This window comes from Streptomyces sp. NPDC043427 (assembly GCF_056436655.1).
The window spans coordinates 125,513-148,737 of sequence record NZ_JBWKCC010000002.1 but is presented as its reverse complement, the minus strand read 5'-3'; the positions used below and the strand labels follow the sequence as shown (position 1 = coordinate 148,737).

Below are 23,225 nucleotides of genomic sequence, written 5' to 3'. Positions count from 1 at the left end.
ACTGTCATGAGTGTTCTTCGCGCACGATGCTTACCGCATGAACTCACTCAGTGGTTACGTGACCGTCCTGGTTCTCTTCGTCCTCCTGGCCGGCCCGGCGCTCGTGGGACTGGCCCGCGAGCGCCGGATCGACCGCCAGTTGCGAGAAGCCGAGGCCGTGGAGCCTCAGAAGTCCTCGTCCAGGTCGACCGTCCCCTCCACCGCGACCTGGTACGCCGACGGGCGCCGCTCGAAGAAGTTGGTCAGCTCCTGAACCCCCTGGAGCTCCATGAAGGAGAAGGGGTTCTCCGAGCCGTACACCGGGGCGAAGCCCAGGCGCGTGAGGCGCTGGTCGGCGACGCACTCCAGGTACTGGCGCATCGAGTCGGTGTTCATGCCCGGCAGGCCGTCACCGCACAGGTCGCGCGCGAACTGCAGCTCGGCCTCGACGGCCTCCCGGAGCATGTCGGTGACCTGCTGCCGCAGCTCGTCGTCGAACAGCTCCGGCTCCTCCTTGCGGACGGTGTCCACGACGTCGAACGCGAAGCTCATGTGCATCGTCTCGTCACGGAACACCCAGTTGGTGCCGGTGGCCAGACCGTGCAGCAGACCCCGGCTGCGGAACCAGTAGACGTACGCGAAGGCGCCGTAGAAGAACAGGCCCTCGATGCACGCGGCGAAGCAGATCAGGTTGAGCAGGAAGCGGCGGCGGTCGGCCTGGGTCTCCAGCCGGTCCAGCTTCTCGACCTCGTTGATCCACTTGAAGCAGAACTCGGCCTTCTCGCGGATGGAGGGGATGTTCTCCACGGCGTCGAAGGCGGCCGTCCGGTCCTCCGGATCGGGGAGGTAGGTGTCCAGGAGCGTCAGATAGAACTGGACGTGGACGGCCTCCTCGAAGAGCTGCCTGCTCAGGTACAGGCGCGCCTCGGGGGAGTTGATGTGCTTGTACAGCGTCAGCACCAGGTTGTTCGCGACGATCGAGTCGCCCGTCGCGAAGAACGCCACCAGACGGCCGATGAGGTGCTGCTCGGCGGGGCTGAGCTTGGCGAGGTCGGCGACGTCCGAGTGGAGGTCGACCTCCTCCACGGTCCAGGTGTTCTTGATGGCGTCCCGGTAGCGCTCGTAGAAATCCGGGTAGCGCATGGGGCGCAGAGTCAGCTCGAAGCCCGGGTCGAGCAGGTTCTTGGCTTCGCTGGTCATTACTGGCAGGCCTCGCAGGACTCGGGGTTTTCCAGGGAGCAGGCGACGGCGTCGGGGTCGGCGACCTGCTGGACGGGGATGGTCTTCTCGGGCTGGGCCTGGGCCTGGGCCGCGCGGGCGATCCGGGTCGCCGGGCGCGAGCGCAGGTAGTACGTCGTCTTCAGACCCGACTTCCAGGCGTACGCGTACATCGAGGAGAGCTTGCCGATGGTCGGCGTCTCCAGAAAGAGGTTCAGGGACTGGGCCTGGTCCAGGAACGGGGTGCGGGCGGCGGCCATGTCGATCAGGGCGCGCTGCGGGATCTCCCACGCCGTGCGGTACAGGGCTCGTACGTCCTCGGGGATCCAGGCGAAGTCCTGCACCGAGCCGTTGGCCTCGCGCAGCGCCTCACGGGTGCGGGCGTCCCACACGCCCAGCTCCTTGAGGTCCTTCACCAGGTACGAGTTGACCTGGAGGAACTCCCCGGACAGAGTCTCGCGCTTGAACAGGTTGGACACCTGCGGCTCGATGCACTCGTACACGCCCGCGATGGAGGCGATGGTCGCGGTCGGGGCGATGGCGAGGAGCAGGGTGTTGCGCAGGCCGCCGATCGCCATCTCGTCGCGGAGCGCCTCCCAGCGCTCCGGCCAGGTCAGCTTCACGTCGTAGTGGTCGGGATGCAGCCAGCCCATGGCGGTGCGGGTCTTCTCGAAGGCCGGTGCCGGGCCGTGGCCCAGGGCGAGGTCGACGGACGTCTCGTACGCGGCGAGCATGATGCGTTCGGCGAGTCGGGTCGACAGCTCACGGGCCTCGGCGGAGTCGAAGGGCAGGCGCAGCTTGAAGAAGACGTCCTGCAAGCCCATCGCGCCCAGGCCCACCGGCCGCCACTTCGCGTTCGACCGGCGGGCCTGCTCGGTCGGGTAGAAGTTGATGTCGACGACGCGGTCGAGGAAGGTGACGGCCGTGCGGACGGTGGCGTCCAGCCGCTCCCAGTCGATGTCGCCGTTGTCCACGAAAGCCCCGAGGTTGATGGACCCCAGGTTGCAGACTGCGGTCTCCCCGTCGTTCGTGACCTCCAGGATCTCTGTGCAGAGGTTGGAGGAGTGGATGACATGGCCCGGGAGCGCCGTCTGGTTGGCCGTCCGGTTGGCCGCGTCCTTGAAGGTCATCCAGCCGTTGCCGGTCTGCGCGAGGGTGCGCATCATGCGGCCGTACAGCTCGCGGGCGGGGAGGGTCTTCTTGGCGAGCCCGTTCGCCTCCGCCTTGCGGTAGGCGGCGTCGAACTCCTCGCCCCACAGGTCGACCAGCTCGGGCACGTCGGCGGGGGAGAAGAGGGACCACTGGCCGTCGGCGTTCACCCGGCGCATGAACTCGTCCGGCACCCAGTGCGCCAGGTTCAGGTTGTGCGTACGGCGGGCGTCCTCACCGGTGTTGTCGCGCAGCTCCAGGAACTCCTCGATGTCGGAGTGCCAGGTCTCCAGGTAGACCGCGGCCGCGCCCTTGCGCCGGCCGCCCTGGTTCACGGCGGCGACGGAGGCGTCCAGGGTCTTGAGGAACGGGACGATGCCGTTGGAGTGCCCGTTGGTGCCACGGATCAGCGAACCGCGGCTGCGGATCCGGGAGTACGAGAGACCGATGCCGCCGGCGTGCTTCGACAGGCGGGCCACCTGGTGGTAGCGGTCGTAGATGGAGTCCAGCTCGTCCTTCGGGGAGTCGAGCAGATAGCAGGACGACATCTGCGGGTGCCGGGTGCCCGAGTTGAACAACGTGGGGGAGGAGGGCAGATAGTCGAGGCGGCTCATGAGCCCGTAGAGCGCGGCGACTTCGTCGACGGACCGGGGACTGTCGTCCTTGGCGAGGCCCGCGGCCACCCGGAGCATGAAGTGCTGCGGGGTCTCCACGACCTTGCGGGTGAGGGGGTGCCGCAGGAGGTAGCGGCTGTGCAGGGTGCGCAGGCCGAAGTAGCCGAAGCGGTCGTCGGCGCCGGTGTCGACGAGGGCGTCGAGCCGGTCGGCGTGCACGCGCACGAACTCCGCGGTGCGGTCGGCGATGAGGCCTTCCCGGTGCCCCACGGCCACGGACCCGGTGAAGGACGTGACGCCCTGGGAGGCGGCCTCGGCACGGATGGAGATGGTGAGCAGGCGCGCGGCCAGCCGGGAGTAGACGGGGTCCTCGGAGATGAGGCCGGCGGCCGCCTCCGTGGCCAGCTGGCGCAGCTCCGCCTCGTCGGCCCGCGCCGACCGGCCCCGCAAAGCGGCGGCGGCGACCCGGCCGGGGTCGGCGTCGGGCAGGTCGGCGGTCAGCTCGGTCAGGGTCCGCAGCAGTGCGGCACCGGGACCGTCGTTCTCCAGCTCGGTCGCTGAAGCCGGTTCGGCTGGCGCGATGGTCACGTGGGGCTCTCCCTCGCTCGGCACGGGGCCTGGCGGAGGGCAGGGGGCAGCACGAGCGCACGCGGCGTCGCGTCCACCGACCCACTCCACGAGGCCCGGACGTCGGGCACCCGGACCGGACGGGCCGGGCGCGCTGTCGGCAGGTCCTCGGACTGACGCTCATACGCGGGCATACGCGCATGAGTACACCGTTGCGGGACAGTTCCGGATTCGCACCGGATTCCCCTGCGGCGACAGCGAGCATGAGCATACATCTTGTGCCGGGCTGCGGTGTCACCCCCAGATGTTGTGTTGCCGTGGTTTCACAGCGTCAACTCATAGGTGAGGAGAGTGATGTCGTCGAGGTGCGGAATCGGGTTCCAGTCACGCTCCGGGGTGCGGGTGAAGCCGAGGCGTTCGTAGATGCGGTGGGCGGTGTGCATGGTGGCCTGGGTGGAGAGGACCATGCCGGTGCAGCCCTCGACGGCGCGCGCCCGCTCGACGCAGGCCCGTACGAGAGCTTCGCCGACACCACGCCCACGCGCGGTGTGCGCGACCGCGAGCATCCGTATCTCGGCCTCGCCGGGCCGGGCGATGTCGGCCATGGGGCCGCCGTCCGGCACGAAGGTGACTCCGCCGAGCACCCGCCCCTGCTCCACCGCGACCAGCACCTCGGCGGCCGCGGCCCGCTTGGCCACGTCCCTCAACTCGCCCAGGTACGCGTCGCTCTCCCCGAAGTCGAGAAGGCCGTCCTGGAGGTAGGCCTGTGCGGTGATCTCGCCGACGGTGTCGTACTCGCGGGGTTCCACCTGCCGGATGATGATGTCCATGGGGCCGAGTCTGCCGGACGCGTTCGACAGCGAACCCCCGATGTCCGCACCGGTTGCGGGGCGGCCCGAGAGTGCTTCCATGGAAGTAGGCGCCGGCGCCCGCGGAGCCCTCCGCCCCGAGAACGCTCTCGGAGGGAGCACGCACGATGACGAATGTCGTCCGTCGCCCGCCCGGCAAGGAGCGGCCGCGCAACGCGCCCATGGCCACGCTGGGTCTGAGGCGGGCGGGGAACCGGGTCCGGAGCGTCCTCGTCGGCCGCTGGCACACCCTGACGATCCGTCTGGAGGCCCGGCGCGGCACCACCCGGCCCAAGAAGTGGCGGACCGGGTTCTCCTACGGCAACGCGACCAGGATTGTCTGGTTGATCGCCGTGCTCGCGGTCCTTGCCTGGTGCGGAGAGGGCCTGTACATCCTGATCACGGGCGAGTCGACCGGCTTCGAGGACCTGCGGAAGGACGATGGGTTCGACGCCTTCCTCCGCTTCGTCGGTCCCGTACTCACCGCATCCATCGCCGCCGCGCTCTTCCTGTTCTGCTGGTACGGCTGGACCAAGCGGCGTTACCTCGGGAAGGCACGCAGGAGACCCGGTCAACTGGTGCTCACCGCCGGCCAGGACACGGACGACATCGTGGGCCGCGACGAGGTCGCCGAGGTCATCGCCGAACGGCTGCGGGACCGCGACACCCGCCGGCCCTACCTGCTCGTCGGCGGCGTCGGCGTGGGGAAGACCGCCGTCCTCGTGCGGCTCACCGAACTGCTGGCCCAGCAGCACGCGGTGCCCGTGCCGATCCGGCTGAGGGACGCGGCCGGCGAGGCCGACCTGAACTTCGAGCGCATGGCCAAGCGGCGCTTCGCCGAGGAGACGCCCCAGGGGACCCTGGCACGCACCAAGATCGATCGGGTCTGGCAGCAACTGCTCGCCGACGACAAACCGGTCGTCATCGCCGACGGCCTGGAAGAGGCGCTCCTCGACGACGGTCTCCAGCAGAACCGGGACAACATCATCCGCCGTGCCATCGAGCGCGCTCACAAAGAGAAGCTGCCTCTGGTCATCGCCTCGCGGCCGCACAGCCCCCTGGAGAGCACCCCCGCCGCCATCGTGGAGCTGGAACCGTTGAGCGAGGAGGAGGCCCTGCACTTCGTCGAGGCACGCGCGTCGGGCAGCGACGAGCAGTACCTGGACAGGATCGTGGAATCGGCGGAGGTCACCGAATCACCCATCTACCTCCAGATCGTTCGGGAACTGCACCAGAACGGCCTCCTGAACCCGAAGGACCCGGAGCCTCTGGACGTCTCCGGCCGGGACCGCAGCATGCTGCGGCTGCAGTTGCTGGAGAGGTGGGAACGCAGGCTGTGCGAGGGCCGGCTGCGGGAGGACGTCGCGCTGAGCCGGCAGGAGCGCCTCGACACCGTCGAAGTGGTGTCCGCCCTGGCCTGCATCGGCCTGCTCCAGGACAACCTGGAGGTCGGCTTCGCCGAGTTGCTCGACACGGACGTGCACCCCGGCCCGGTGCGGCGGGCGACGGCCAGGGCAGAACACCTGTGGACCAGGGCGCGCGGCTTCGACCAGTACGGAAAGCGCGTGAACGTCTTCTCCGAGTGGCATCGGCAACGGATCTGGAACACGCTCTGTGCCAGGCTCGGCGACGAGGAGGGCAGGCGTCTGAGCGAGGCGAGCATGGACCAGTGCCACGCCGTCCTCGCCCGATTCGCGGCCCACGCGAACAAGCTCAGGCTGGTGGAAGGTCTTGAGCGCAAGGTCCGTTTCCCCCACAGCATCGTCCAGGCGTACTTCGGCTTCCGCATGCTGGCCGCCATGGGCGAGCGGGGCGCCGGAGAACTGGTCGACCAGGCGCTGCAACCGCCCGGTCCCAGCCGTGAGTTGCTCGTCGCCCTGGTGTTCCTGTCCCGTCGGCGGGCGGCGGAGCTCGCGGCTCAGGGAAGCGGCGTCCGGGCCGAGGCGAAGAAGGAGCTCGAGGAACTGGTGCGGCAGGCACCCCTGCACGGGCGCCCCCTGACCCACCGGCTCTGCGCGGCCGCGAGCCACCGCACGGACGATTCGAAGGTTCTGGACCTCTACGCGGCCGCGCTGGAGGTCGAAAGCGTGGAGGAGTCTCCGGGACGGCTCGGCCGCATCGTGGGCGCGGTGCACTCCTGCTGGACCGGCATCAAGGGGGACACGCGCACCATCGACGACGCCAAGCTGGCGCTGATCAAGCAGCTCGGCGCGGCGCTGCGCAGGGTCTCCGACAGGACCGACACCAGTGGACTGTACTGGCAGCTCTTCACACTGGGTGTCAATGAGCCGTCGTACTCCCTACGCCTCGCCGCCGCCCAGGAGTGCGGCAGCGGAGGCAGCGCGGCGTTCGCCGTGATACGCGAGAAGTTCGGCCTCCACAACGATCCCGTGCAGGAATACAACGGCGCGGTCACACGCCTGAAAGCCGCCAAGAGGCGGAAGTACCTGGAATGGGCCAAGGAGGCGGCACAGGAGGTGGATGCCCGCGGGTCCCCCGGGGCCGCGTCGTCCGAGCGCACCGAACAGCTCCAGGGCAAGCTGCGCGAACTCAACGAGGCATACCGCACGCAACGGGTTCGCCTGCTCCGGAACTTCGTGATGCGGGCCTGGATCCTCCCCATGCTGGTGGGCTCGGTCGACGAAGCCCACCGTGGCGAGGCCCAGGAACGCCTCGCCAGGTGGGTGCGCCACCTCGACCCGGTCCACGTCGGCGGCGCCCCGGACCTGCCGCTCGCCTTGGAAGCCGCCCTGGCCCAGGGCTTCAAGTACGCGGCCAACCGGCGCGTGCATCACCCGCACACGGACCGGGGCAGCCGCGCCGACCTGATCCGGCAGGCGGAGACGGTCCTCCAGCGGTCCCGGTGCTGGTATGCGCAGCTCAGCCTGCTCCAGGCGCTGTGCCTCTGGGAACTCCCGGAAAACGTCGGCCACCACGTGCACGACGACGGCGATGCGTCAGGTCCGCCGTCTCGCAGGGGCGGCGGAACGACCGCCGTGGACACCGTCAAGCGCTGGCTGTCGACGGCCGGCACGGTCAACCGGGCGCCCGGCCCTCCCGGCGTGAACACCGGGAACGGCGACTCGCCCCGGCAGTGTCTGCATCCTTTCGTCGCCGAGGCGGGAGACCTGGTGGCCCTCGCCCTGGAGACCGGGCAGCCCGAGCGCTTCCTGTGGATCGACGAGAAGGGCGTCGCCGACAACATCGGCTCCCGTGTGAGACACACCGGCGGACACAGCCGGCACAACCTGTGGGTCCCGCCATCGGTCGGCTGGAGATCGCTGGACGGGCGCGCCCAGCGCCTCGTCGCCGACGTGCTGGTCATGCTGAACCTCGTCGACCGGGACGGGAACCCCGACGAGGTCGAGGACCGGATGCTCCGCGCGGAGCAGCCGGGCATGCCCCTCCCGCCGTGCATCCGTACGGACCGTGAGCCGCTGGAGCCCAATGCGCCGGCCGGTGCCGCCGTCACGCCCGCACCGGGTTCGAACTGTCTGCCCGACTGCAAGTTCAAGCTCTGCCCGTACCCACCGCGCGGCAGTGTGCCCCGGGCCGAGATCCGCGAGCCGTTCTGCCGCCAGCAGCAGGCGCTGCTGCCCGGACGGCTGCGGCGGTGCTTTCCCAGGGTGCTGCGGAGGAAGACGCCGCACTGGGTCAGCATGCGGGTGCGGGAGCTGGACGGGTTCTGGGATGCGATGGCGCGACGTACGCGGGCGTAGGTCGCCGACGGGGAAACCGGAGCGGGCCGCCGTTGGGTTGTCGTCGGCGGCCCGCTGCGGGTTGTTCGTGGTTGATCGCGCCCTGCGGGGCGGAGCCGCGCATCGATGCGGCCCCGCGCCCCTATGGGAGCGTTTCAGTGAGCGGAGCCCGCGGTGGCCGGCGGCAGCTCCACCTGCACGCCCGGGTCGCCCGCGTCCGCCGAGTAGTCCTCCGGCCTGGTCTCGTCGATGCCCTCGGGGGCCTTCAGCGCCTTCAGGACGAAGGTGAGCACCACCGTGACGACGACGTTCAGTACGAACGCCGTCAGGCCGATGTAGCCGATCTCGCCGATGCCCGGGATCTCCTTCGCCGAGCCGCCGAAGTGCTTCTGCGTCGGGGAGGCGACGCCGTACGCGGCGACCGTGCCGTAGACCATGCCGACCGCCCAGCCCGCGAGCAGCGCCCAGCGGTGGAACCAGCGGGTGAAGAGGCCGCCGACGAGGGCGGGGAAGGTCTGGAGGATCCAGATGCCGCCCAGCAGCTGGAAGTTGATGGCGACCGTCTTGTCCATCGTCAGGACGAAGACCAGGGCGCCGACCTTCACCAGGAGCGAGACCAGCTTGGAGACGCGTGTCTCCTCCTTGGGTGTCGCGTCCGGCTTGATGAAGTCCTTGTAGATGTTGCGGGTGAAGAGGTTCGCGGCCGCGATCGACATGATGGCCGCCGGGACGAGCGCGCCGATGCCGATCGCCGCGAAGGCCACGCCCGCGAACCACGCCGGGAACATGTTCTCGAACAGCTGCGGGATGGCCAGCTGACCGTTGGTCACCTTGACGCCGGCCGCGATGGCCATGAAGCCCAGCAGGGCGAGCAGGCCCAGCATCAGCGAGTACAGCGGCAGGATCGTGGTGTTGCGCCGGATCACCTCACGGCTGCGCGAGGACAGCGTCGCCGTGATCGAGTGCGGGTACATGAACAGGGCCAGTGCCGAGCCCAACGCCAGCGTGGCGTACGTCCACTGGCCCGCCTCGGCCGGTGCCAGGGCGCCGCGCGGCTTGCCGGTCGCGGGGTTGGTCTGGCTGAACGCCTCGCCCGCCTTGGCGAAGACGTCGTCGAAGCCGCCGAGCTTGATCGGGATGTAGATGATCGCCACCGCGATGACGATGTAGATCAGCGTGTCCTTCACGAACGCGATCAGCGCGGGGGCACGCAGGCCCGAGGAGTAGGTGTACGCCGCCAGCACGCCGAACGCGATCAGCAGCGGCAGGTCCTTGACGAACCAGTTGGTGTTCTCGCCGCCGCCGACGCCCATCACGTCCAGCACCGCCTGGATGCCGACGAGCTGGAGCGCGATGTAGGGCATCGTCGCGAGGATGCCGGTCAGCGCCACCGCGAGGGACAGGCCCTTCGAGCCCCAGCGGCCGCGGACGAAGTCGGACGTCGTCACGTAGCCGTGCTTGTGGGAGACCGACCACAGGCGGGGCAGGAACGTGAAGATCAGCGGGTACACGAGGATCGTGTAGGGCACCGCGAAGAAGCCGGCCGCGCCCGCCGCGTAGATCGCCGCCGGTACGGCGACGAAGGTGTACGCCGTGTACAGGTCGCCGCCGAGCAGGAACCAGGTGATCCAGGTGCCGAACGACCGTCCGCCCAGGCCCCATTCGTCGAGGCTGTGCTCGTTCTCGGCCCTGCGCCAGCGCGCGGCCAGGAAGCCGACGACCGTGACGGCCAGGAAGAAGAAGATGAAGACGCCGAGCGCGACGCCGTTCACGCCGTCGTTCACTTCGACGCACCCCCGTCCGAGGAACCCGCGGCACGGGCCCGCTGGTCACGCTGCCACAACTTGTACGCGATCATGGTCAGCGCCGTGGAGAGGATCACCCACAGCATCTGGTACCAGTAGAAGAACGGGATGCCGATGAAGGCGGGGTCTGTCTTGGCGTACGAGCCCACCCACAGCATCGCCACGAAGGGCGCGAGGAGGCAGAGGGCGATGACGACGCGCACGGGCGTCACCACCGGCCCTCGGCTCACTTCCGGGGATTCTGACATTGTGACTCCGTCCCCTCACTGATCACCTGTAATGCGCAGGAAATCTAGGTGACGGCGTCCCGGCAGCGGAAGCCCCCGTCCGCATATCGGTCCCCAAATGTTGCCGTTGAGCTGCGGATACGAGGGCTCGGGCGTGGCGTGCCTACTCCGTGGGCCGCTTGAGTCGCGCGACGAACTTGTAGCGGTCGCCCCGGTACACCGACCGCACCCACTCCACCGGCTGCCCCTCCTTGTCCAGCGAGTGCCGGGAGAGCATCAGCATCGGCAGGCCCACGTCCGTGCCGAGCAGGCCGGCCTCGCGCGGCGTGGCCAGGGAGGTCTCGATGGTCTCCTCGGCCTCCGCGAGGTGGACGTCGTAGACCTCGGCCAACGCCGTGTAGAGGGACGTGTACTTGACCAGCGACCTGCGCAGTGCCGGGAAACGCTTGGCGGACAGGTGGGTGGTCTCGATGGCCATCGGCTCGCCGTTGGCCATACGTAGCCGCTCGATGCGCAGGACGCGGCCGCCCGCGGTGATGTCGAGGAGGTCGGCCAGGGTGTCGTCGGCCGTGATGTAGCCGATGTCGAGGAGCTGCGAGGTGGGTTCGAGGCCCTGGGCGCGCATGTCCTCGGTGTACGAGGTGAGTTGCAGCGCCTGCGAGACCTTCGGCTTCGCGACGAACGTGCCCTTGCCCTGGATGCGCTCCAGGCGGCCCTCGACGACCAACTCCTGCAGTGCCTGGCGGACGGTGGTGCGGGAGGTGTCGAACTCGGCCGCGAGCGTCCGCTCGGGCGGGACCGGCGTACCGGGCGCCTGGGTCTCCGTCATGTCGAGCAGGTGCCTCTTCAGGCGGTAGTACTTGGGCACGCGCGCGGTACGGACGGTCGCCCCAGCCTCGTTCTCCGCACTGCTGACGTCGGTGCTCATGGCCTGCCTTCCCGGCTCCGAATGCCGACATGGCCGACACACCGTCGGCCGCGGCTCACATCGTGGCACGTATACGGCGGTACTGCCCCGCCGCTTGCGCGATCTCTTCTGTATACCGCCCCAACCTTCGCTGGTCTAGTCCACCAAGGCAACTGGTCTACCGGCCTCGCGCCGCCATGGTCGATGTTTTCGACGGTTTCTTACTTAAAGGTTCCTGCATATGTAGGTCCCATAACGGCTGGTCGGAGCGGGTTCGACCGCCCTTGACAGGTCTATTGGTCTGAGCCAAGCTCTGCGCACTGGTCTACACCATTGGTCCAGGTCCCGGCCCGTGGGCGGGGGGTGTGGCATCCCTGAGGAGGGTGGCGTGAAGCGCAAGCTGATAGCCGCGATCGGTATCGCGGGCATGATGGTCTCCATCGCGGCGTGCGGGGACGACAAGGGCAGCGGGGGCTCGGACAAGGGCGCGGACGCGAAGGAACTGACCGTCTGGCTCACCGTCGACGCCCAGAACAACTGGCCGGACCTGGTGAAGGCCGCCGACGCGGCGGTGCAGAAGAAGCACCCCGGCGTCAAGATCAACCACGAGTACTACGGCTGGCCGGACAAGAACGCCAAGCTCGACGCGGTCCTCGCCACCGACAAGGCCCCCGACGTCGTCGAGATGGGCAACAGCGAGATGCTCAGCTACATGGTCAAGGGTGCCTTCGCCCCGGTCGACCCCGCCAAGTTCGACAACTCGGACCAGTGGCTGGACGGCCTCAAGACCTCGGTCACCTACGACGGCAAGACCTACGGCGTGCCGTACTACGCCGGCGGCCGCGTCGGCAACTGGCGCAAGGACCTCTTCGCCTCCGTCGGCGTCAAGTCCACCCCGAAGACGTACAAGCAGCTGACCGACGCCCTGGACAAGGTCCAGAAGAAGGAGGGCAAGAAGTTCAGCGCCTGGTACCAGCCCACCCGCGACTGGTACGCGGCCATGTCCTTCGTCTACGACGCCGGCGGCTCGATCGCGGTCGAGTCGGGCGGCCAGTGGAAGGCCAACCTCTCCTCGCCGGAGTCCGTCAAGGGCCTCAAGGAGTTCAAGAACGTCGTCGACTCGTACATGCACGGCGACAAGACCAAGGACGAGTCCGACCGCTACATCGTCTACGGCCAGGGCAAGTCCGCCATGATCTTCGGCGCCGCCTGGGAGGGCGCGACCTCCGAACTCCCGGACAACGACAAGAGCGGCAAGCTCAAGGGCAACCTCGAGAACTTCGTGATGCCCGGCCCGTCCGGAAAGAACCTCCCCGTCTTCCTCGGCGGCTCCGACCTCGCCGTCCCGGTGAAGTCCGACGCGCAGGGCCTCGCCGCAGAGTGGATCAACGCCTTCACCGGCCCCTCCGGCCAGAAGGGCCTGATCGCCAAGGGCAACCTGCCCAACAACAAGACCGACCTCGCGCCCCTGAAGAGCGACCCTGCGACGGCGGTCCCGGCCACCGCGGCCGAGTCCAACTGGTTCGTCCCGATGGCGCCCGGCTGGGGCCAGGTCGAGAAGGCCCAGGTCCTGCAGACCATGCTGCAGAGCATCGGCACCGGCAAGAAGTCGGTCGAGGCCGCCGCGAAGGAAGCGGACGCCGCGATCGACAAGGTCATCAACACGAAGTGACCTGAGCGCGGGGCCCTGTCCGGCGACGGGGCCCCGCTTCTCGTACGACCCGAGGGACCGCTGAGGAGCGCGCGATGAGTGCCGCAGACACGACCACCCACGCCAAGCTGCCACCGCCGCGCCAGGCGCCGCCGCCACCGGCCGTCGCGAAGCAGCCACCCACAAGGCCCCGCTCCGGCGCCGCCGCTCCCTGGCTGCTGCTCGCGCCCTGCCTGCTGATCCTCGCCCTCGTCATGGGCTATCCGCTGGTCCGCCTGGTCACCCTGTCCTTCCAGAAGTTCGGGCAGTCCCAGCTGTGGGGCTTCCAGCCGGCCGAGTCGGTCGGCTTCGACAACTTCACGAACGTGCTGGGCGACGCGGAGTTCTGGCAGGTCGTCATCCGCACGATCGTCTTCGCCGCCGGGTGCGTGATCTTCACGATGGTCGCCGGCATGCTGATCGCGCTGCTGCTCCAGCGGGTCTCCGGCTGGGTGAAGACGCTCATCAATATCGCGCTGGTGGCCAGCTGGGGCATGCCGATCATCGTCGCCACCACCGTCTTCAAGTGGCTCTTCGACGCCGACTACGGCATCCTCAACGCCCTGCTCAGCAAGCTGCCGGGCGTCGAGCTGATCGGCCACAACTGGTTCGCGAGCGGGCCGCAGGGCCTGGCCGTGATCATGCTTCTGGTGGTGTGGGGGGCGGTGCCCTTCGTCGTGATCACCCTCGGCGCCGGTCTCACCCAGGTCCCCGGCGAGCTGGAGGAAGCGGCCCGGCTCGACGGCGCGGGCTCCTGGGGCGTCTTCCGGTACGTCACCCTGCCCATCCTCAAGCCGATCATCGTGATGCTCACGACCCTGTCGGTCATCTGGGACATGGGCGTCTTCCCCCAGGTCTTCGTGATGCGGGGCGGCCATCCGGAGGCTGAGTTCCAGCTCCTCACCACCTACTCCTACGACCGCGCCTTCGTGGTCAACGACTACGCGCAGGGCTCGGCGATCGCCCTCATCACCGTGGTGCTGCTGCTCGGTGTGGTGGCCGTCTATATGCGACAGATGCTGAAGATCGGAGACGTCGAATGAGCGGCATGAGCAGCACGAGCAGCATAGGAGCGCTCCCGTCCGTCCCGCGCCGGAAGACCAAGCTCGGCTGGAACCTCCTCGGCCTCCTCGTCTTCGTCACCGCCGGCTTCCCCGTCTACTGGATGCTCAACACGGCGTTCAAGCCCGCGAAGGACGCGATCGACCCGGACCCGAGCCTCCTGCCCAGCAGCCTCACGCTGACCAACTTCCGCCGCGCGCTGGCCATCGCCGACTTCTGGGGCCCCGTCGGCCGCAGCCTGGTCGTGTCCCTGGCGGTGGTGGCGATCGGCATCGTGGTCGGCATGCTGGCCGCGCTCGCCATCTCCCGGTTCGCCTTCCGCGGCCGCAAGATCGTGATCGTGGGCATCCTCGCGGTCCAGATGGTTCCGCTGGTCGCCATGATCATCCCGGTCTTCCTGCTCCTCAACGACCTGGAGCAGTACGACAAACTCACCGGCCTGATCATCACCTACCTGACCTTCATCCTCCCGTTCACGGTGTGGACCCTGCGCGGCTTCATCGTCAACATCCCGAAGGAGCTGGAGGAGGCCGCGATGGTCGACGGCTGCTCGCGCACCGGCGCCTTCGTCCGGGTCGTCTTCCCCCTTCTCGCCCCCGGCATGGTCGCCACCTCCGTCTACGGTTTCATCCAGGCCTGGAACGAGTACCTGTACGCCCTCATGCTCCTCAGCCAGAAGCACCAGACCGCGACCGTCTGGCTCGGCAACTTCACCACCAAGCACGGCACGGAGTACGCCCCGATGATGGCCGGCTCCACCATGATGGCCGTTCCGATCGTGGTCCTGTTCCTCCTCGTCCAGCGCAAGATGGCCGCGGGTCTGACCGCGGGCGCCGTGAAGGGATGACACCCACCCGATGACGACAATCGCCCACGGCACCGACACCCTGACACGGGACGCCCTCACCGTCCTCCAGCCCGGTTTCACCGGCACCACCGCGCCCGACTGGCTGCTGCGCCGCCTCGGTGAAGGGCTGGCCTCCGTCGGCCTGTTCGGCCGCAACATCACCTCCCCCGATCAACTGGCCGCCCTCACTGCCCAGTTGCGCATCGAACGCGACGATGTGCTGGTCGCGATCGACGAGGAGGGCGGCGACGTCACCCGCCTCGAGGTGCGCACCGGCTCCAGCTTCCCCGGCAACCACGCCCTCGGCGCGGTGGACGACGTCACGCTCACCCTGGAGGTCGCCGCAGAGCTGGGCCGCCGGCTCGCCGCCTGCGGAGTCAACCTCAACTGGGCCCCGTCCGCCGACGTGAACTCCAACCCCGCCAACCCGGTCATCGGCGTCCGCTCCTTCGGCGCGGACACGGCCCTCGTCGCCCGCCACACCGCGGCCTACGTCACCGGCCTGCAGTCCGCCGGCGTCGCCGCCTGCACGAAGCACTTCCCGGGCCACGGCGACACCGCCGTCGACTCCCACCACGCCCTCCCTCGCATCGATGTCGACCCCACGGTCCTCACGGAACGCGAGCTGGCCCCCTTCCGCGCCGCGATCGCCGCGGGAACGCGCGCCATGATGAGCGCCCACATCCTGGTCCCCGCCCTGGACCCCGACCGCCCGGCAACGTTGTCCCGCCGCATCCTCACCGACCTGCTCCGCGGCGAACTCGGCTACCGGGGCCTGATCGTCACCGACGGCATGGAGATGCAGGCCATCGCCGGCACCTACGGCATCGAACGTGGCAGCGTCCTCGCCGTCGCGGCCGGCGCCGACGCGATCTGCGTGGGCGGCGGCCTGGCCGACGACGAGACCGTACGACGCCTGCGGGACGCCCTCGTCTCGGCCGTGCGCGCCGGAGAGCTGCCCGAGGAACGCCTCGCCGACGCGGCGGAACGCGTACGGGCCCTGGCGCGTTGGACGACGACGGCGGCCCCCGAGGACGGCGTCGGGGGACGGCCCGACGTGGGCCTCGTCGCCGCCCGCCGCGCCCTGCGCCTGACCGGTGCCGAGCCCTTCACCCCGCTCACCGAGGCGCCCTACGTCGCCGCCCTCGCGCCGGTCGCCAATTTCGCCGTCGGTGACGAGACCCCCTGGGGCGTCGCCGCGGAACTCGCCCGCCGACTGCCCGGCACGCAGACCGGCAGCTTCACCGGAGAGGACGCGGCGACCGAGGCGCTCGCGGCGGCCGGGGAGCGGCGGATCGTCGCCGTCGTCCGCGACGAGCACCGCCACCCCTGGATGACGCAGGCCCTGGACACCCTCCTCACGGCCCGCCCCGACACCGTCGTCGTCGAGATGGGCCTCCCTCAGGCACCTCCTCGCGGCGCCCTCCACATCGCCACTCACGGCGCCGCCCGCGTCTGCGGCCGAGCGGCGGCGGAGGTCATCACGGGGAACGGGGGCGGGGGGAGCGGCCCGGGGGAGGCGGAGTAGGAGCGGAGCAAGATCGGAGCCGGAGCGGGCCGGAGCCGGAGCCGGAGCCGGAGCGGGCCGGAGCCGGAGCCGGAGCCGGAGCGGGCCGGAGCCGGAGCCGGAGCGGACCGGAGCCGGGGCAGATCAAGAGCAGGCGCGGATCAAGAGCCGCGAGGAAGGCGCCGGGTTCCCCGAGGGATCCCGGCGCCTTCGCGCGTCGGCCCGCAACACGCCCTAGATTCCCTGCCAGTCCGGCTTGTTGGCGTAGGTGTGCCGGAAGTAGTCCGCGAGCTTCAGCTTGGACGCGGCGGCCTCGTCGACCACGACCGTCGCGTGCGGGTGCAGCTGGAGCGCGGAGGCCGGGCACACCGCCGCGACCGGGCCTTCGACGGTCGCCGCGACCGCGTCCGCCTTGCCCTCACCCGTGGCGAGCAGTACCAGGTGGCGCGCCTCCAGGATCGTGCCTATGCCCTGGGTGATGACGTGGTGCGGGACCTGCTCGATGTCGCCGTCGAAGAAGCGGGCGTTGTCGATGCGGGTCTGCTCGGTCAGCGTCTTGATCCGGGTGCGCGAGGCGAGCGACGAACACGGCTCGTTGAACCCGATGTGCCCGTCGGTCCCGATCCCGAGCAGCTGGAGGTCCACCCCGCCGGCCTCGGCCAGCGCCCTGTCGTACGCCTCGCTCGCCGCCTGCACGTCCTTGGCCGTGCCGTCCGGCCCCAGGAAGGCGCCCATGCCGATGCCCAGCGGCTCCAGCACCTCGCGCCGCAGCACCGAGCGGTACGACTCCGGGTGATCGGCCGGCAGCCCCACGTACTCGTCGAGCTGGGCTATCCGCGCCCGTGAGGTGTCCACGGCGCCGGAGCGCACTTTGGCGACGAGTGCCCGGTAGATAGGCAGCGGGGTCGAGCCGGTGGCCACACCGAGCAGCGCGTCGGGTTTGCGCCGCAGGAGCCCCGCCATGGCTTCGGCGATGAGCTCGCCGCCCGACTCGGCGTCCGGAACGATGACAACTTCCACGCTGGGCCTGCCGTCCTGGAGAGATCTGAAGAAACTGAGAGATCTGAAGAAGCTGAAGGGCCGAAAGAGGCTATGTGGTTTAGACCAATCTAGCAGAGGCCGGGTTATCGGGGCGTGGCGGGTGTGAGGCGAATCGGTGTTCCCCGGAGCGGCGATCCCCTTGGTGGACGTCGCCGACGTCGTGGCGTTCCTCGCGGGTGACGGAGGCCGGTGACGGAGGCAGGTGGGGCACGCCTGAGCGGGCGCGACGGGGCGAGCCGAGGGGAACTGGAGGCGCTCGCCGAAATTGCCATGGCCATCTGGCCCGCACATGAACCCACAAGCGTTAGGCTGCGTGGTGGATGTAGGCACCCCGCTGGCGGGGAACCGCCCGGGGAAAGCGCCAACAACAAACAGGCTCCAACGCATGGACACGCCTAGTGGTCTAGTCCACAATTGCGTGGGAGAAGTGCACAGCGATAACAACGCAGACCTCCGTCTTCCCCGCACAGGAAGACGGACCGAGGACCCGGAGCTCTCTGCCCTGACTGCCCCGGTTCCTCATCCTTCGGCCGACCGGGACCGCACACCCCGCGGCCGTTGTTGCTCCGGGCTGCGGTGCCGGGAGGGTTGAGGGTCCCTCCCAGGCGCCGCGGCCCGCGGGTGTTTTCAGGCCCCCGTTACTGGTTGCGAACCTTGTCCGTACCGCCAGGTACGCTCGCACACGTGCCCTCCATGAACGAACTCGTACGCCAGCACACCGCCCTCGACGACTCCGATCTCGAGTGGCTCCACCTGCTGGTCTCGGAGTGGCAGCTGCTCTCCGACCTCTCCTTCGCCGACCTCGTCCTGTGGGTTCCCACGCGCGACGGCACCCGCTATGTCTCCGTCGCCCAGATGCGGCCCAACACCGGCCCCACCTCCTACCAGGACGACATGGTCGGCCACCTCGTCCCGCGCGGCCGCCGCCCCCTGCTGGACGCCGCGCTCGACGAGGGCCGGATCGTGCGCGAGGGCGACCCCGAGTGGCGCGAGGAGGTCCCGGTCCGGGTCGAGTCGATCCCCGTACGACGTGACGGGCGCGTCCTCGGTGTGATCGCCCGCAACACCAACCTCCTCACCGTGCGCACTCCGAGCCGCCTGGAGTTGACCTACCTCCAGAGCGCGTCCGACCTCGCGCAGATGATCGCGGCGGGCTCCTTCCCCTTCCCCGACCAGCAGATGGACATGGACGCCGCGCCCCGCGTCGGCGACGGTCTGATCCGCCTGGACGCGGACGGCCTCGTCCAGTACGCCTCTCCGAACGCGCTGTCCGCCTACCACCGCATGGGCCTCGCCTCCGACCTGGTCGGTCAGCATCTGGGCCGGACCACCGCCGAACTCGCCCCGACCCGGGGCCCGGTGGACGAGGCGCTGTCCAAGGTCGCCAGCGGTTGGGCGCCGCGCGAGTTCGAGATCGAGGCCAACGACGGGGTCATCCAGTTCCGGGCGATCCCGCTCAAACCCAAGGGGATCCGCATCGGTTCACTGGTGCTGCTCCGTGACGTCACCGAACTGCGGCGGCGCGAACGCGAGTTGATCACCAAGGACGCGACCATCCGGGAGATCCACCACCGGGTGAAGAACAACCTCCAGACGGTCGCGGCCCTGCTGCGCCTCCAGGCCCGGCGCATCGAGTCCGAGCGCGGCCGGGAGGCCCTGGAGGAGGCCGTCCGACGGGTGGGCTCGATTGCGATCGTGCACGAGACGCTCTCCCAGAACCTCGACGAGCGCGTGGAGTTCGACGAGATCGCCGACCGCGTGCTCGCGATGGTCGCCGAGATCTCCCCGGGCAAGGTCACCGGCCGGCGCAGCGGCCGTTTCGGCATCCTGGACGCAGAGGTGGCCACCCCGCTGTCGATGGTCCTGACGGAGATCCTCCAGAACGCCCTGGAGCACGGCTTCCGCGAGGGCGAAACCGGCACCGTCGAGGTCTCGGCGGTCCGCGGCGGTACGACGAAGGAGGCCCGCCTCCTGGTCACCGTCCAGGACGACGGCGTCGGCCTGCCCGAGGGGTTCGACCCGCACACCTCCGGCAACCTGGGCCTGCAGATCGTACGGACGCTGGTGGAAGGCGAGTTGGGCGGAACCTTCGACATGGTCCCGGCACCGGATGGGGGCACCCGGGTCATCCTGGACGTCCCGGTGCAGGCGCAGAAGTAGCGGCGGCGACAGGACTTCTCACAGCCGAGGCGACTTCCGGACAGCAAAGAGCCCCGGCCCGTTCAGGGGGCCGGGGCTCAACAGCTCGTTGCCAGCATGTGCTGCGCATCGGGGGTACTGCGCGCTGCGGCTCGGGGGCGGGAGAAGCGTACGCGGTGTACGCGCCGCCAAGCTCAGGCTGTCAGCAGGGGTGGGTGTGTCAGGCGGATGCCTGACGGGCCCGGTTGCGGGCGGCGCGGCGCTTCATGGCGCGGCGCTCGTCCTCGCTGAGACCACCCCAGACGCCGGAGTCCTGGCCGGACTCGAGCGCCCACTGCAGACACTGCTCGATCACCGGGCAGCGACGGCAGACGGCCTTGGCTTCCTCGATCTGCAGCAGCGCAGGACCGGTGTTGCCGATGGGGAAGAAGAGCTCGGGGTCTTCCTCGCGGCAAACGGCGTTGTGACGCCAGTCCATGGCTGCTACCTCTCCTTGATTACGTGCAGGTTGCTTGTGAATGTGAACGCTTTCACGAATCCCTCAACAAGTGAAGGGCCGACTGCCAGGTTCCCTGGCGTGGTCCTGTGATTCGTGGAGGGTTCCGGTGATCAGTGGAGGCTGGTGTTCCGGGCCGTCCCGATCGCCACGTAGAGACTCGCAAACCTCAGCGGCGGATACAACCCCTTCTGGAAAGTTTTTTTTGATTCCTCGGTGTCGACTAGGTCACAGCCGTACTTCCATGGGGTGGATCCTGGCCTAAACGTTCGAGTGAAAGGAGTTTAGCCAGTTCTGCTCACACAATCACACGCAGTGCACGGCGTACGCCTGTGAACGTCACGCTCGTTCGTAGCCCGAGGTGGTCGCCGTCCATCTGGAGGGGGAGCGGGGCCTTCGAATGCAAGGTGAACTCGGTCAGGTCGTGCAGGGACACGGCGTGCTTTCCACGGGGTCCGCGCTCGGGGGACGAAGTGAGCAACTGGGTGCCATACCGGGCAACCGAGGCGGCGGACAGGCGGCTGAGACCGAAGAGATCGAGACCGGTATCGAACGAGGCCTTAGGTGACGCGTACACCGGGCGATTGCCCAGATAGGTCCACGGAGACGTGTTGCAGACTATGGACAACACCAAATCGGTCACCGGGTCCGCGTCCGGCCGCTCCAGCGTGATCGTCCCGTGCCGGCGGTGCGGCTCCCCCAGGAGTTGGCGCACGGCCTGGCGGACGTAAAGAGCGTGTGTGGATTTCTTGCCGCGTTCGCGGTGCTGTTCCACCCGGCCCACCACACCCGCGTCGAAGCCGAGCCCCGCGTTGAAGGTGAACCAGCGCGAGGGGACCGCCTCGTCCTCGGTGCCCGGCGTGCCCGAGGTCAGCCCCAGACCGACCGTGCGCTCGCTGCCCTCACGCAGGGCGTCCAGCAGGGCGCCGGTGGCCTCCACGGGGTGGTTGGGCAGGCCCAGGGCGCGGGCGAAGACGTTGGTGGAGCCGCCGGGGACCACGGCGAAGCCGGGCAGGCGGTCCGGGTCGGGGCCGGCGTGCAGCAGGCCGTTGACGACCTCGTTGACCGTGCCGTCCCCGCCGAGGGCCACCACCAGGTCGACGTCCGAGCTGTCCGCCGCCTGTCGGCCCAGGTCGCGCGCGTGGCCGCGGTACTCGGTGGTGACCGCGTCGAGCTTCATCTCGCTAGCCAGCGCGTGGATCAGGACATCGCGCGTACGTGCGCTTGTGGTGGTAGCCGCCGGATTGACCACGAGAAGTGCACGCATGCATGGCAGCGTACCTACTGGGTGGTACCGGGCACAGGGCGAGGTGGGGATCTGGTAAGAGATCGCCGCGTGAGCCTCGACACGGGTGCGCGCGGCATGCGGGCTACCCTTCAGGGGTGAGCCGTGAGCAGATCTCCAGCAGCCCCGAAAGCACCCCGGAAGGCAGCCCCGAAACCGAGGGTCCGCGTCCGCGGCGGCTGACGTATGCCGCCCTGCTCGCCGCGGCGGAGGGTCTCGCGCTGGTGGTCGGCGGGGTCTGGATCCTCGTCCTCGGACTCACGGGAGATCCTGACGACCGGCAGCAGGCCGTCACCGGCGGGGTGACGCTGGTCGTCCTCGCGCTGCTGCCGCTGCTCGCCGCCCGCGGGCTGCTCGCCCGGCGCAGCTGGAGCCGGGGGCCCGCCGTCATCACGCAGATCATGGCGCTGCCGGTGGCCTACAACCTGCTCCAGGCCGACAGCATGGCGATCCCGGCGGGCATCGCGCTCGCGGCCGTCGCCGTCACGGCGCTCGTCCTGCTCGTCAACGGCGAGACGACCCGGGCCCTCGGGATCCGCGGGCCCGGCAACGCGCAGAAGTAACCGTCACCCCTGCGCCCCGCGCTCCACCGTCACTCCTCCACGAGGAGCTTCTCCCGCAGCTGGGCCAGCGTCCGTGCCAGCAGCCGGGAGACGTGCATCTGTGAGATGCCGACCTCCTGCGCGATCTGCGACTGGGTCATGTTGCCGAAGAACCGCAGCAGCAGGATCCGCTTCTCGCGCGGCGGCAGGTCCTCCAGGAGCGGCTTGAGGCTCTCGCGGTACTCGACGCCCTCCAGCGCCTCGTCCTCCGCGCCCAGGGTGTCCGCGACCGCCGGGGACTCGTCGTCGGTGTCGGGGACGTCCAGGGACAGCGTGGAGTACGCGTTGGCGGACTCCAGGCCCTCCAGGACCTCCTCCTCCGAGATCGACAGTTTCTCGGCGAGTTCGTGGACCGTGGGGGAGCGGCCGTGCAGCTGCGACAACTCCGCCGTCGCCGTCGTGAGCGCCAGGCGCAGCTCCTGCAGCCTGCGCGGGACGCGCACCGCCCAGCCCTTGTCACGGAAGTGCCGCTTGATCTCGCCGACGACCGTCGGGGTCGCGTACGTCGAGAACTCCACGCCGCGGTCCGGGTCGAAGCGGTCCACCGACTTGATCAGACCGATCGTGGCGACCTGGGTGAGGTCGTCCAGCGGCTCACCGCGGTTGCGGAACCGGCGTGCGAGGTGCTCGACGAGCGGCAGGTGCATGCGGACCAGCTGGTTGCGCAGCTCCGCGTACTCGGGGCTGCCGTCCTGGAGTCCGCGCAGCTCGACGAACATCGCCCGCGCCCCGCTGCGGTCGTGGGGCTCGTGGCGCGTGGCCTCCACGGCCCGCGTCTGATGGTCGTCGTCTCGCTCGTGCTCGCTCATCGTCCCGCCCGTCGCCCTTCCCCGAGCCCTCGCCTCGTCCCCCACCGCCGGCTTCGCTCGAGCGGGGGCGCCTCCATGGACGTGGGAGCTCCCGATCCGCTGCTCCCGAGGCGCGCTGGGCACGGCACCTTCCCGATCCCACTGCCGGTCGTCGTCCGGGAAGCCGGCCTCCGCGGAGTCCTCCTCCGGATGCGGCCGGGCCTGTTCGGGGATGCCGTCGATGCCGTCCGCCATGCGTCGGGAACCCCCCGGAGCCTCCGCGGCCGGGAGCTCCCGTGTGCCGCGCTCTTCGTCCCGCACCGGCCCGTCCCCGTTCCTCACGCCGGCCCGGGTCCCGCGCCGCGCTGTTTGTAGAGGCTGATCGACACGGTTTTGTCCTCGTCCACGGCGGAGGAGACCTTGCCCGCGAGCGCGGACAACACCGTCCAGGCGAAGGTGTCCCGCGAGGGGGCGTGACCGTCGGTGGTCGGCGCCGAGACGGTGACCTCCAGCGAGTCGTCGACCAGTCGGAAGACACAGCTCAGCACGGAGCCGGGCACGGCCTGCTGGAGCAGGATCGCGCAGGCCTCGTCGACCGCGATGCGCAGGTCCTCGATCTCGTCCAGGGTGAAGTCCAAACGGGCCGCGAGGCCGGCCGTGGCCGTCCGCAGCACCGACAGGTAGGCACCCGCAGCCGGCAGCCGGACTTCGACGAAGTCCTGGGTCGCGGGCTCGCCTGCGATCTGGGACACCCTC

General features: G+C 69.4%; 18 protein-coding genes and 1 riboswitch. Of the genes, 7 read left to right on the top strand and 11 right to left on the bottom strand.

The window, feature by feature from the left end; translation table 11 throughout:
* Positions 1–165: 165 nt before the first annotated feature.
* From AC067M_RS04545 to AC067M_RS04535, 3 genes are all read right to left on the bottom strand, one after another.
* Positions 166–1,179: a ribonucleotide-diphosphate reductase subunit beta gene (locus AC067M_RS04545; RefSeq protein WP_478695490.1), complete on the bottom strand. Its 1,014-nt coding sequence runs from the start codon at positions 1,177–1,179 to the stop codon at positions 166–168.
* Positions 1,179–3,548 carry a ribonucleoside-diphosphate reductase subunit alpha gene (locus AC067M_RS04540; RefSeq protein ID WP_478695489.1) on the bottom strand — a complete coding sequence of 790 codons (2,370 nt, stop codon included), beginning with the start codon at positions 3,546–3,548 and terminating at the stop codon, positions 1,179–1,181. Before AC067M_RS04540 ends, AC067M_RS04545 begins: the two co-directional genes overlap by 1 nt.
* Before the next feature lie 121 nt (positions 3,549–3,669).
* Positions 3,670–3,798, bottom strand: a riboswitch (cobalamin riboswitch).
* Positions 3,799–3,850: 52 nt separating this feature from the next.
* Positions 3,851–4,357 (bottom strand): GNAT family N-acetyltransferase, encoded by a 507-nt coding sequence (locus tag AC067M_RS04535; RefSeq protein ID WP_478695488.1) that lies wholly within the window; start codon positions 4,355–4,357, stop codon positions 3,851–3,853.
* Between the two features lie 146 nt (positions 4,358–4,503).
* Here AC067M_RS04535 and AC067M_RS04530 point away from each other — a divergent pair, with 146 nt between their 5' ends.
* Positions 4,504–8,094, top strand: coding sequence for an NACHT domain-containing protein (locus AC067M_RS04530; RefSeq protein ID WP_478695487.1), 3,591 nt, complete (start codon positions 4,504–4,506; stop codon positions 8,092–8,094).
* A gap of 134 nt (positions 8,095–8,228) precedes the next feature.
* Here the strand turns inward: AC067M_RS04530 and mctP are convergent, their stop codons facing one another.
* The 3 genes from mctP to AC067M_RS04515 all read right to left on the bottom strand — a co-directional run bounded on the left by mctP (position 8,229) and on the right by AC067M_RS04515 (position 11,033).
* Entirely contained in the window at positions 8,229–9,857 is a 1,629-nt protein-coding gene (gene mctP, locus AC067M_RS04525; protein ID WP_478695486.1) for a monocarboxylate uptake permease MctP, read from the bottom strand.
* Entirely contained in the window at positions 9,854–10,126 is a 273-nt protein-coding gene (locus tag AC067M_RS04520) for a DUF3311 domain-containing protein (protein ID WP_478695485.1), read from the bottom strand. The genes mctP and AC067M_RS04520 overlap by 4 nt, the downstream gene beginning before the upstream one ends.
* Positions 10,127–10,268: 142 nt before the next feature.
* Positions 10,269–11,033, bottom strand: a complete 765-nt coding sequence (locus tag AC067M_RS04515) for a GntR family transcriptional regulator (protein ID WP_393620348.1) — start codon at positions 11,031–11,033, stop codon at positions 10,269–10,271.
* Between the two features lie 367 nt (positions 11,034–11,400).
* Here AC067M_RS04515 and AC067M_RS04510 point away from each other — a divergent pair, with 367 nt between their 5' ends.
* The 4 genes from AC067M_RS04510 (at position 11,401) to AC067M_RS04495 (ending at position 16,139) form a co-directional block, all read left to right on the top strand.
* Entirely contained in the window at positions 11,401–12,684 is a 1,284-nt protein-coding gene (locus AC067M_RS04510) for an extracellular solute-binding protein (protein WP_478695484.1), read from the top strand.
* Positions 12,685–12,758: 74 nt separating this feature from the next.
* Entirely contained in the window at positions 12,759–13,745 is a 987-nt protein-coding gene (locus AC067M_RS04505) for a carbohydrate ABC transporter permease (protein ID WP_478695483.1), read from the top strand.
* Positions 13,746–13,750: 5 nt separating this feature from the next.
* Positions 13,751–14,611, top strand: coding sequence for a carbohydrate ABC transporter permease (locus AC067M_RS04500; RefSeq protein ID WP_478695482.1), 861 nt, complete (start codon positions 13,751–13,753; stop codon positions 14,609–14,611).
* A 10-nt stretch (positions 14,612–14,621) separates the two neighbouring features.
* Positions 14,622–16,139, top strand: a complete 1,518-nt coding sequence (locus tag AC067M_RS04495) for a glycoside hydrolase family 3 protein (protein ID WP_478695481.1) — start codon at positions 14,622–14,624, stop codon at positions 16,137–16,139.
* A gap of 213 nt (positions 16,140–16,352) precedes the next feature.
* On the opposite strand, the gene nagB is transcribed toward AC067M_RS04495, so the two are convergent.
* Positions 16,353–17,138: a glucosamine-6-phosphate deaminase gene (gene nagB / locus AC067M_RS04490; protein WP_478695480.1), complete on the bottom strand. Its 786-nt coding sequence runs from the start codon at positions 17,136–17,138 to the stop codon at positions 16,353–16,355.
* Between the two features lie 714 nt (positions 17,139–17,852).
* On the opposite strand from nagB, the gene AC067M_RS04485 reads away from it, so the two are divergent.
* Positions 17,853–19,319: a sensor histidine kinase gene (locus AC067M_RS04485; RefSeq protein WP_478695983.1), complete on the top strand. Its 1,467-nt coding sequence runs from the start codon at positions 17,853–17,855 to the stop codon at positions 19,317–19,319.
* A 199-nt stretch (positions 19,320–19,518) separates the two neighbouring features.
* On the opposite strand, the gene AC067M_RS04480 is transcribed toward AC067M_RS04485, so the two are convergent.
* Entirely contained in the window at positions 19,519–19,776 is a 258-nt protein-coding gene (locus AC067M_RS04480; RefSeq protein ID WP_003992873.1) for a WhiB family transcriptional regulator, read from the bottom strand.
* A gap of 316 nt (positions 19,777–20,092) precedes the next feature.
* A complete protein-coding gene (locus AC067M_RS04475; protein WP_478695479.1) occupies positions 20,093–21,061 on the bottom strand; it encodes a diacylglycerol/lipid kinase family protein in 969 nt (322 codons plus the stop codon).
* A gap of 116 nt (positions 21,062–21,177) precedes the next feature.
* Here AC067M_RS04475 and AC067M_RS04470 point away from each other — a divergent pair, with 116 nt between their 5' ends.
* On the top strand, positions 21,178–21,642 hold the full coding sequence (locus AC067M_RS04470; protein ID WP_478695478.1) for a hypothetical protein: 465 nt from the start codon (positions 21,178–21,180) through the stop codon (positions 21,640–21,642).
* A 29-nt stretch (positions 21,643–21,671) separates the two neighbouring features.
* Here the strand turns inward: AC067M_RS04470 and AC067M_RS04465 are convergent, their stop codons facing one another.
* On the bottom strand, positions 21,672–22,790 hold the full coding sequence (locus AC067M_RS04465) for an RNA polymerase sigma factor SigF (RefSeq protein ID WP_478695477.1): 1,119 nt from the start codon (positions 22,788–22,790) through the stop codon (positions 21,672–21,674).
* 17 nt (positions 22,791–22,807) lie between these two features.
* Complete coding sequence (locus tag AC067M_RS04460; RefSeq protein WP_004925829.1) at positions 22,808–23,221, bottom strand: ATP-binding protein; 414 nt, start codon at positions 23,219–23,221, stop codon at positions 22,808–22,810.
* Positions 23,222–23,225 lie beyond the last annotated feature (4 nt).

Excerpts from the sequence above, each read along its gene's own strand:
- AC067M_RS04545 (WP_478695490.1), bottom strand. The coding sequence starts at position 1,179 with ATGACCAGCGAAGCCAAGAACCTGCTCGACCCGGGCTTCGAGCTGACT.
- AC067M_RS04535 (WP_478695488.1), bottom strand. The coding sequence starts at position 4,357 with ATGGACATCATCATCCGGCAGGTGGAACCCCGCGAGTACGACACCGTC.
- AC067M_RS04530 (WP_478695487.1), top strand. The coding sequence starts at position 4,504 with ATGACGAATGTCGTCCGTCGCCCGCCCGGCAAGGAGCGGCCGCGCAAC.
- AC067M_RS04520 (WP_478695485.1), bottom strand. The coding sequence starts at position 10,126 with ATGTCAGAATCCCCGGAAGTGAGCCGAGGGCCGGTGGTGACGCCCGTG.
- AC067M_RS04515 (WP_393620348.1), bottom strand. The coding sequence starts at position 11,033 with ATGAGCACCGACGTCAGCAGTGCGGAGAACGAGGCTGGGGCGACCGTC.
- AC067M_RS04505 (WP_478695483.1), top strand. The coding sequence starts at position 12,759 with ATGAGTGCCGCAGACACGACCACCCACGCCAAGCTGCCACCGCCGCGC.
- AC067M_RS04500 (WP_478695482.1), top strand. The coding sequence starts at position 13,751 with ATGAGCAGCACGAGCAGCATAGGAGCGCTCCCGTCCGTCCCGCGCCGG.
- AC067M_RS04495 (WP_478695481.1), top strand. The coding sequence starts at position 14,622 with ATGACGACAATCGCCCACGGCACCGACACCCTGACACGGGACGCCCTC.
- AC067M_RS04485 (WP_478695983.1), top strand. The coding sequence starts at position 17,853 with ATGAACGAACTCGTACGCCAGCACACCGCCCTCGACGACTCCGATCTC.
- AC067M_RS04480 (WP_003992873.1), bottom strand. The coding sequence starts at position 19,776 with ATGGACTGGCGTCACAACGCCGTTTGCCGCGAGGAAGACCCCGAGCTC.
- AC067M_RS04475 (WP_478695479.1), bottom strand. The coding sequence starts at position 21,061 with ATGCGTGCACTTCTCGTGGTCAATCCGGCGGCTACCACCACAAGCGCA.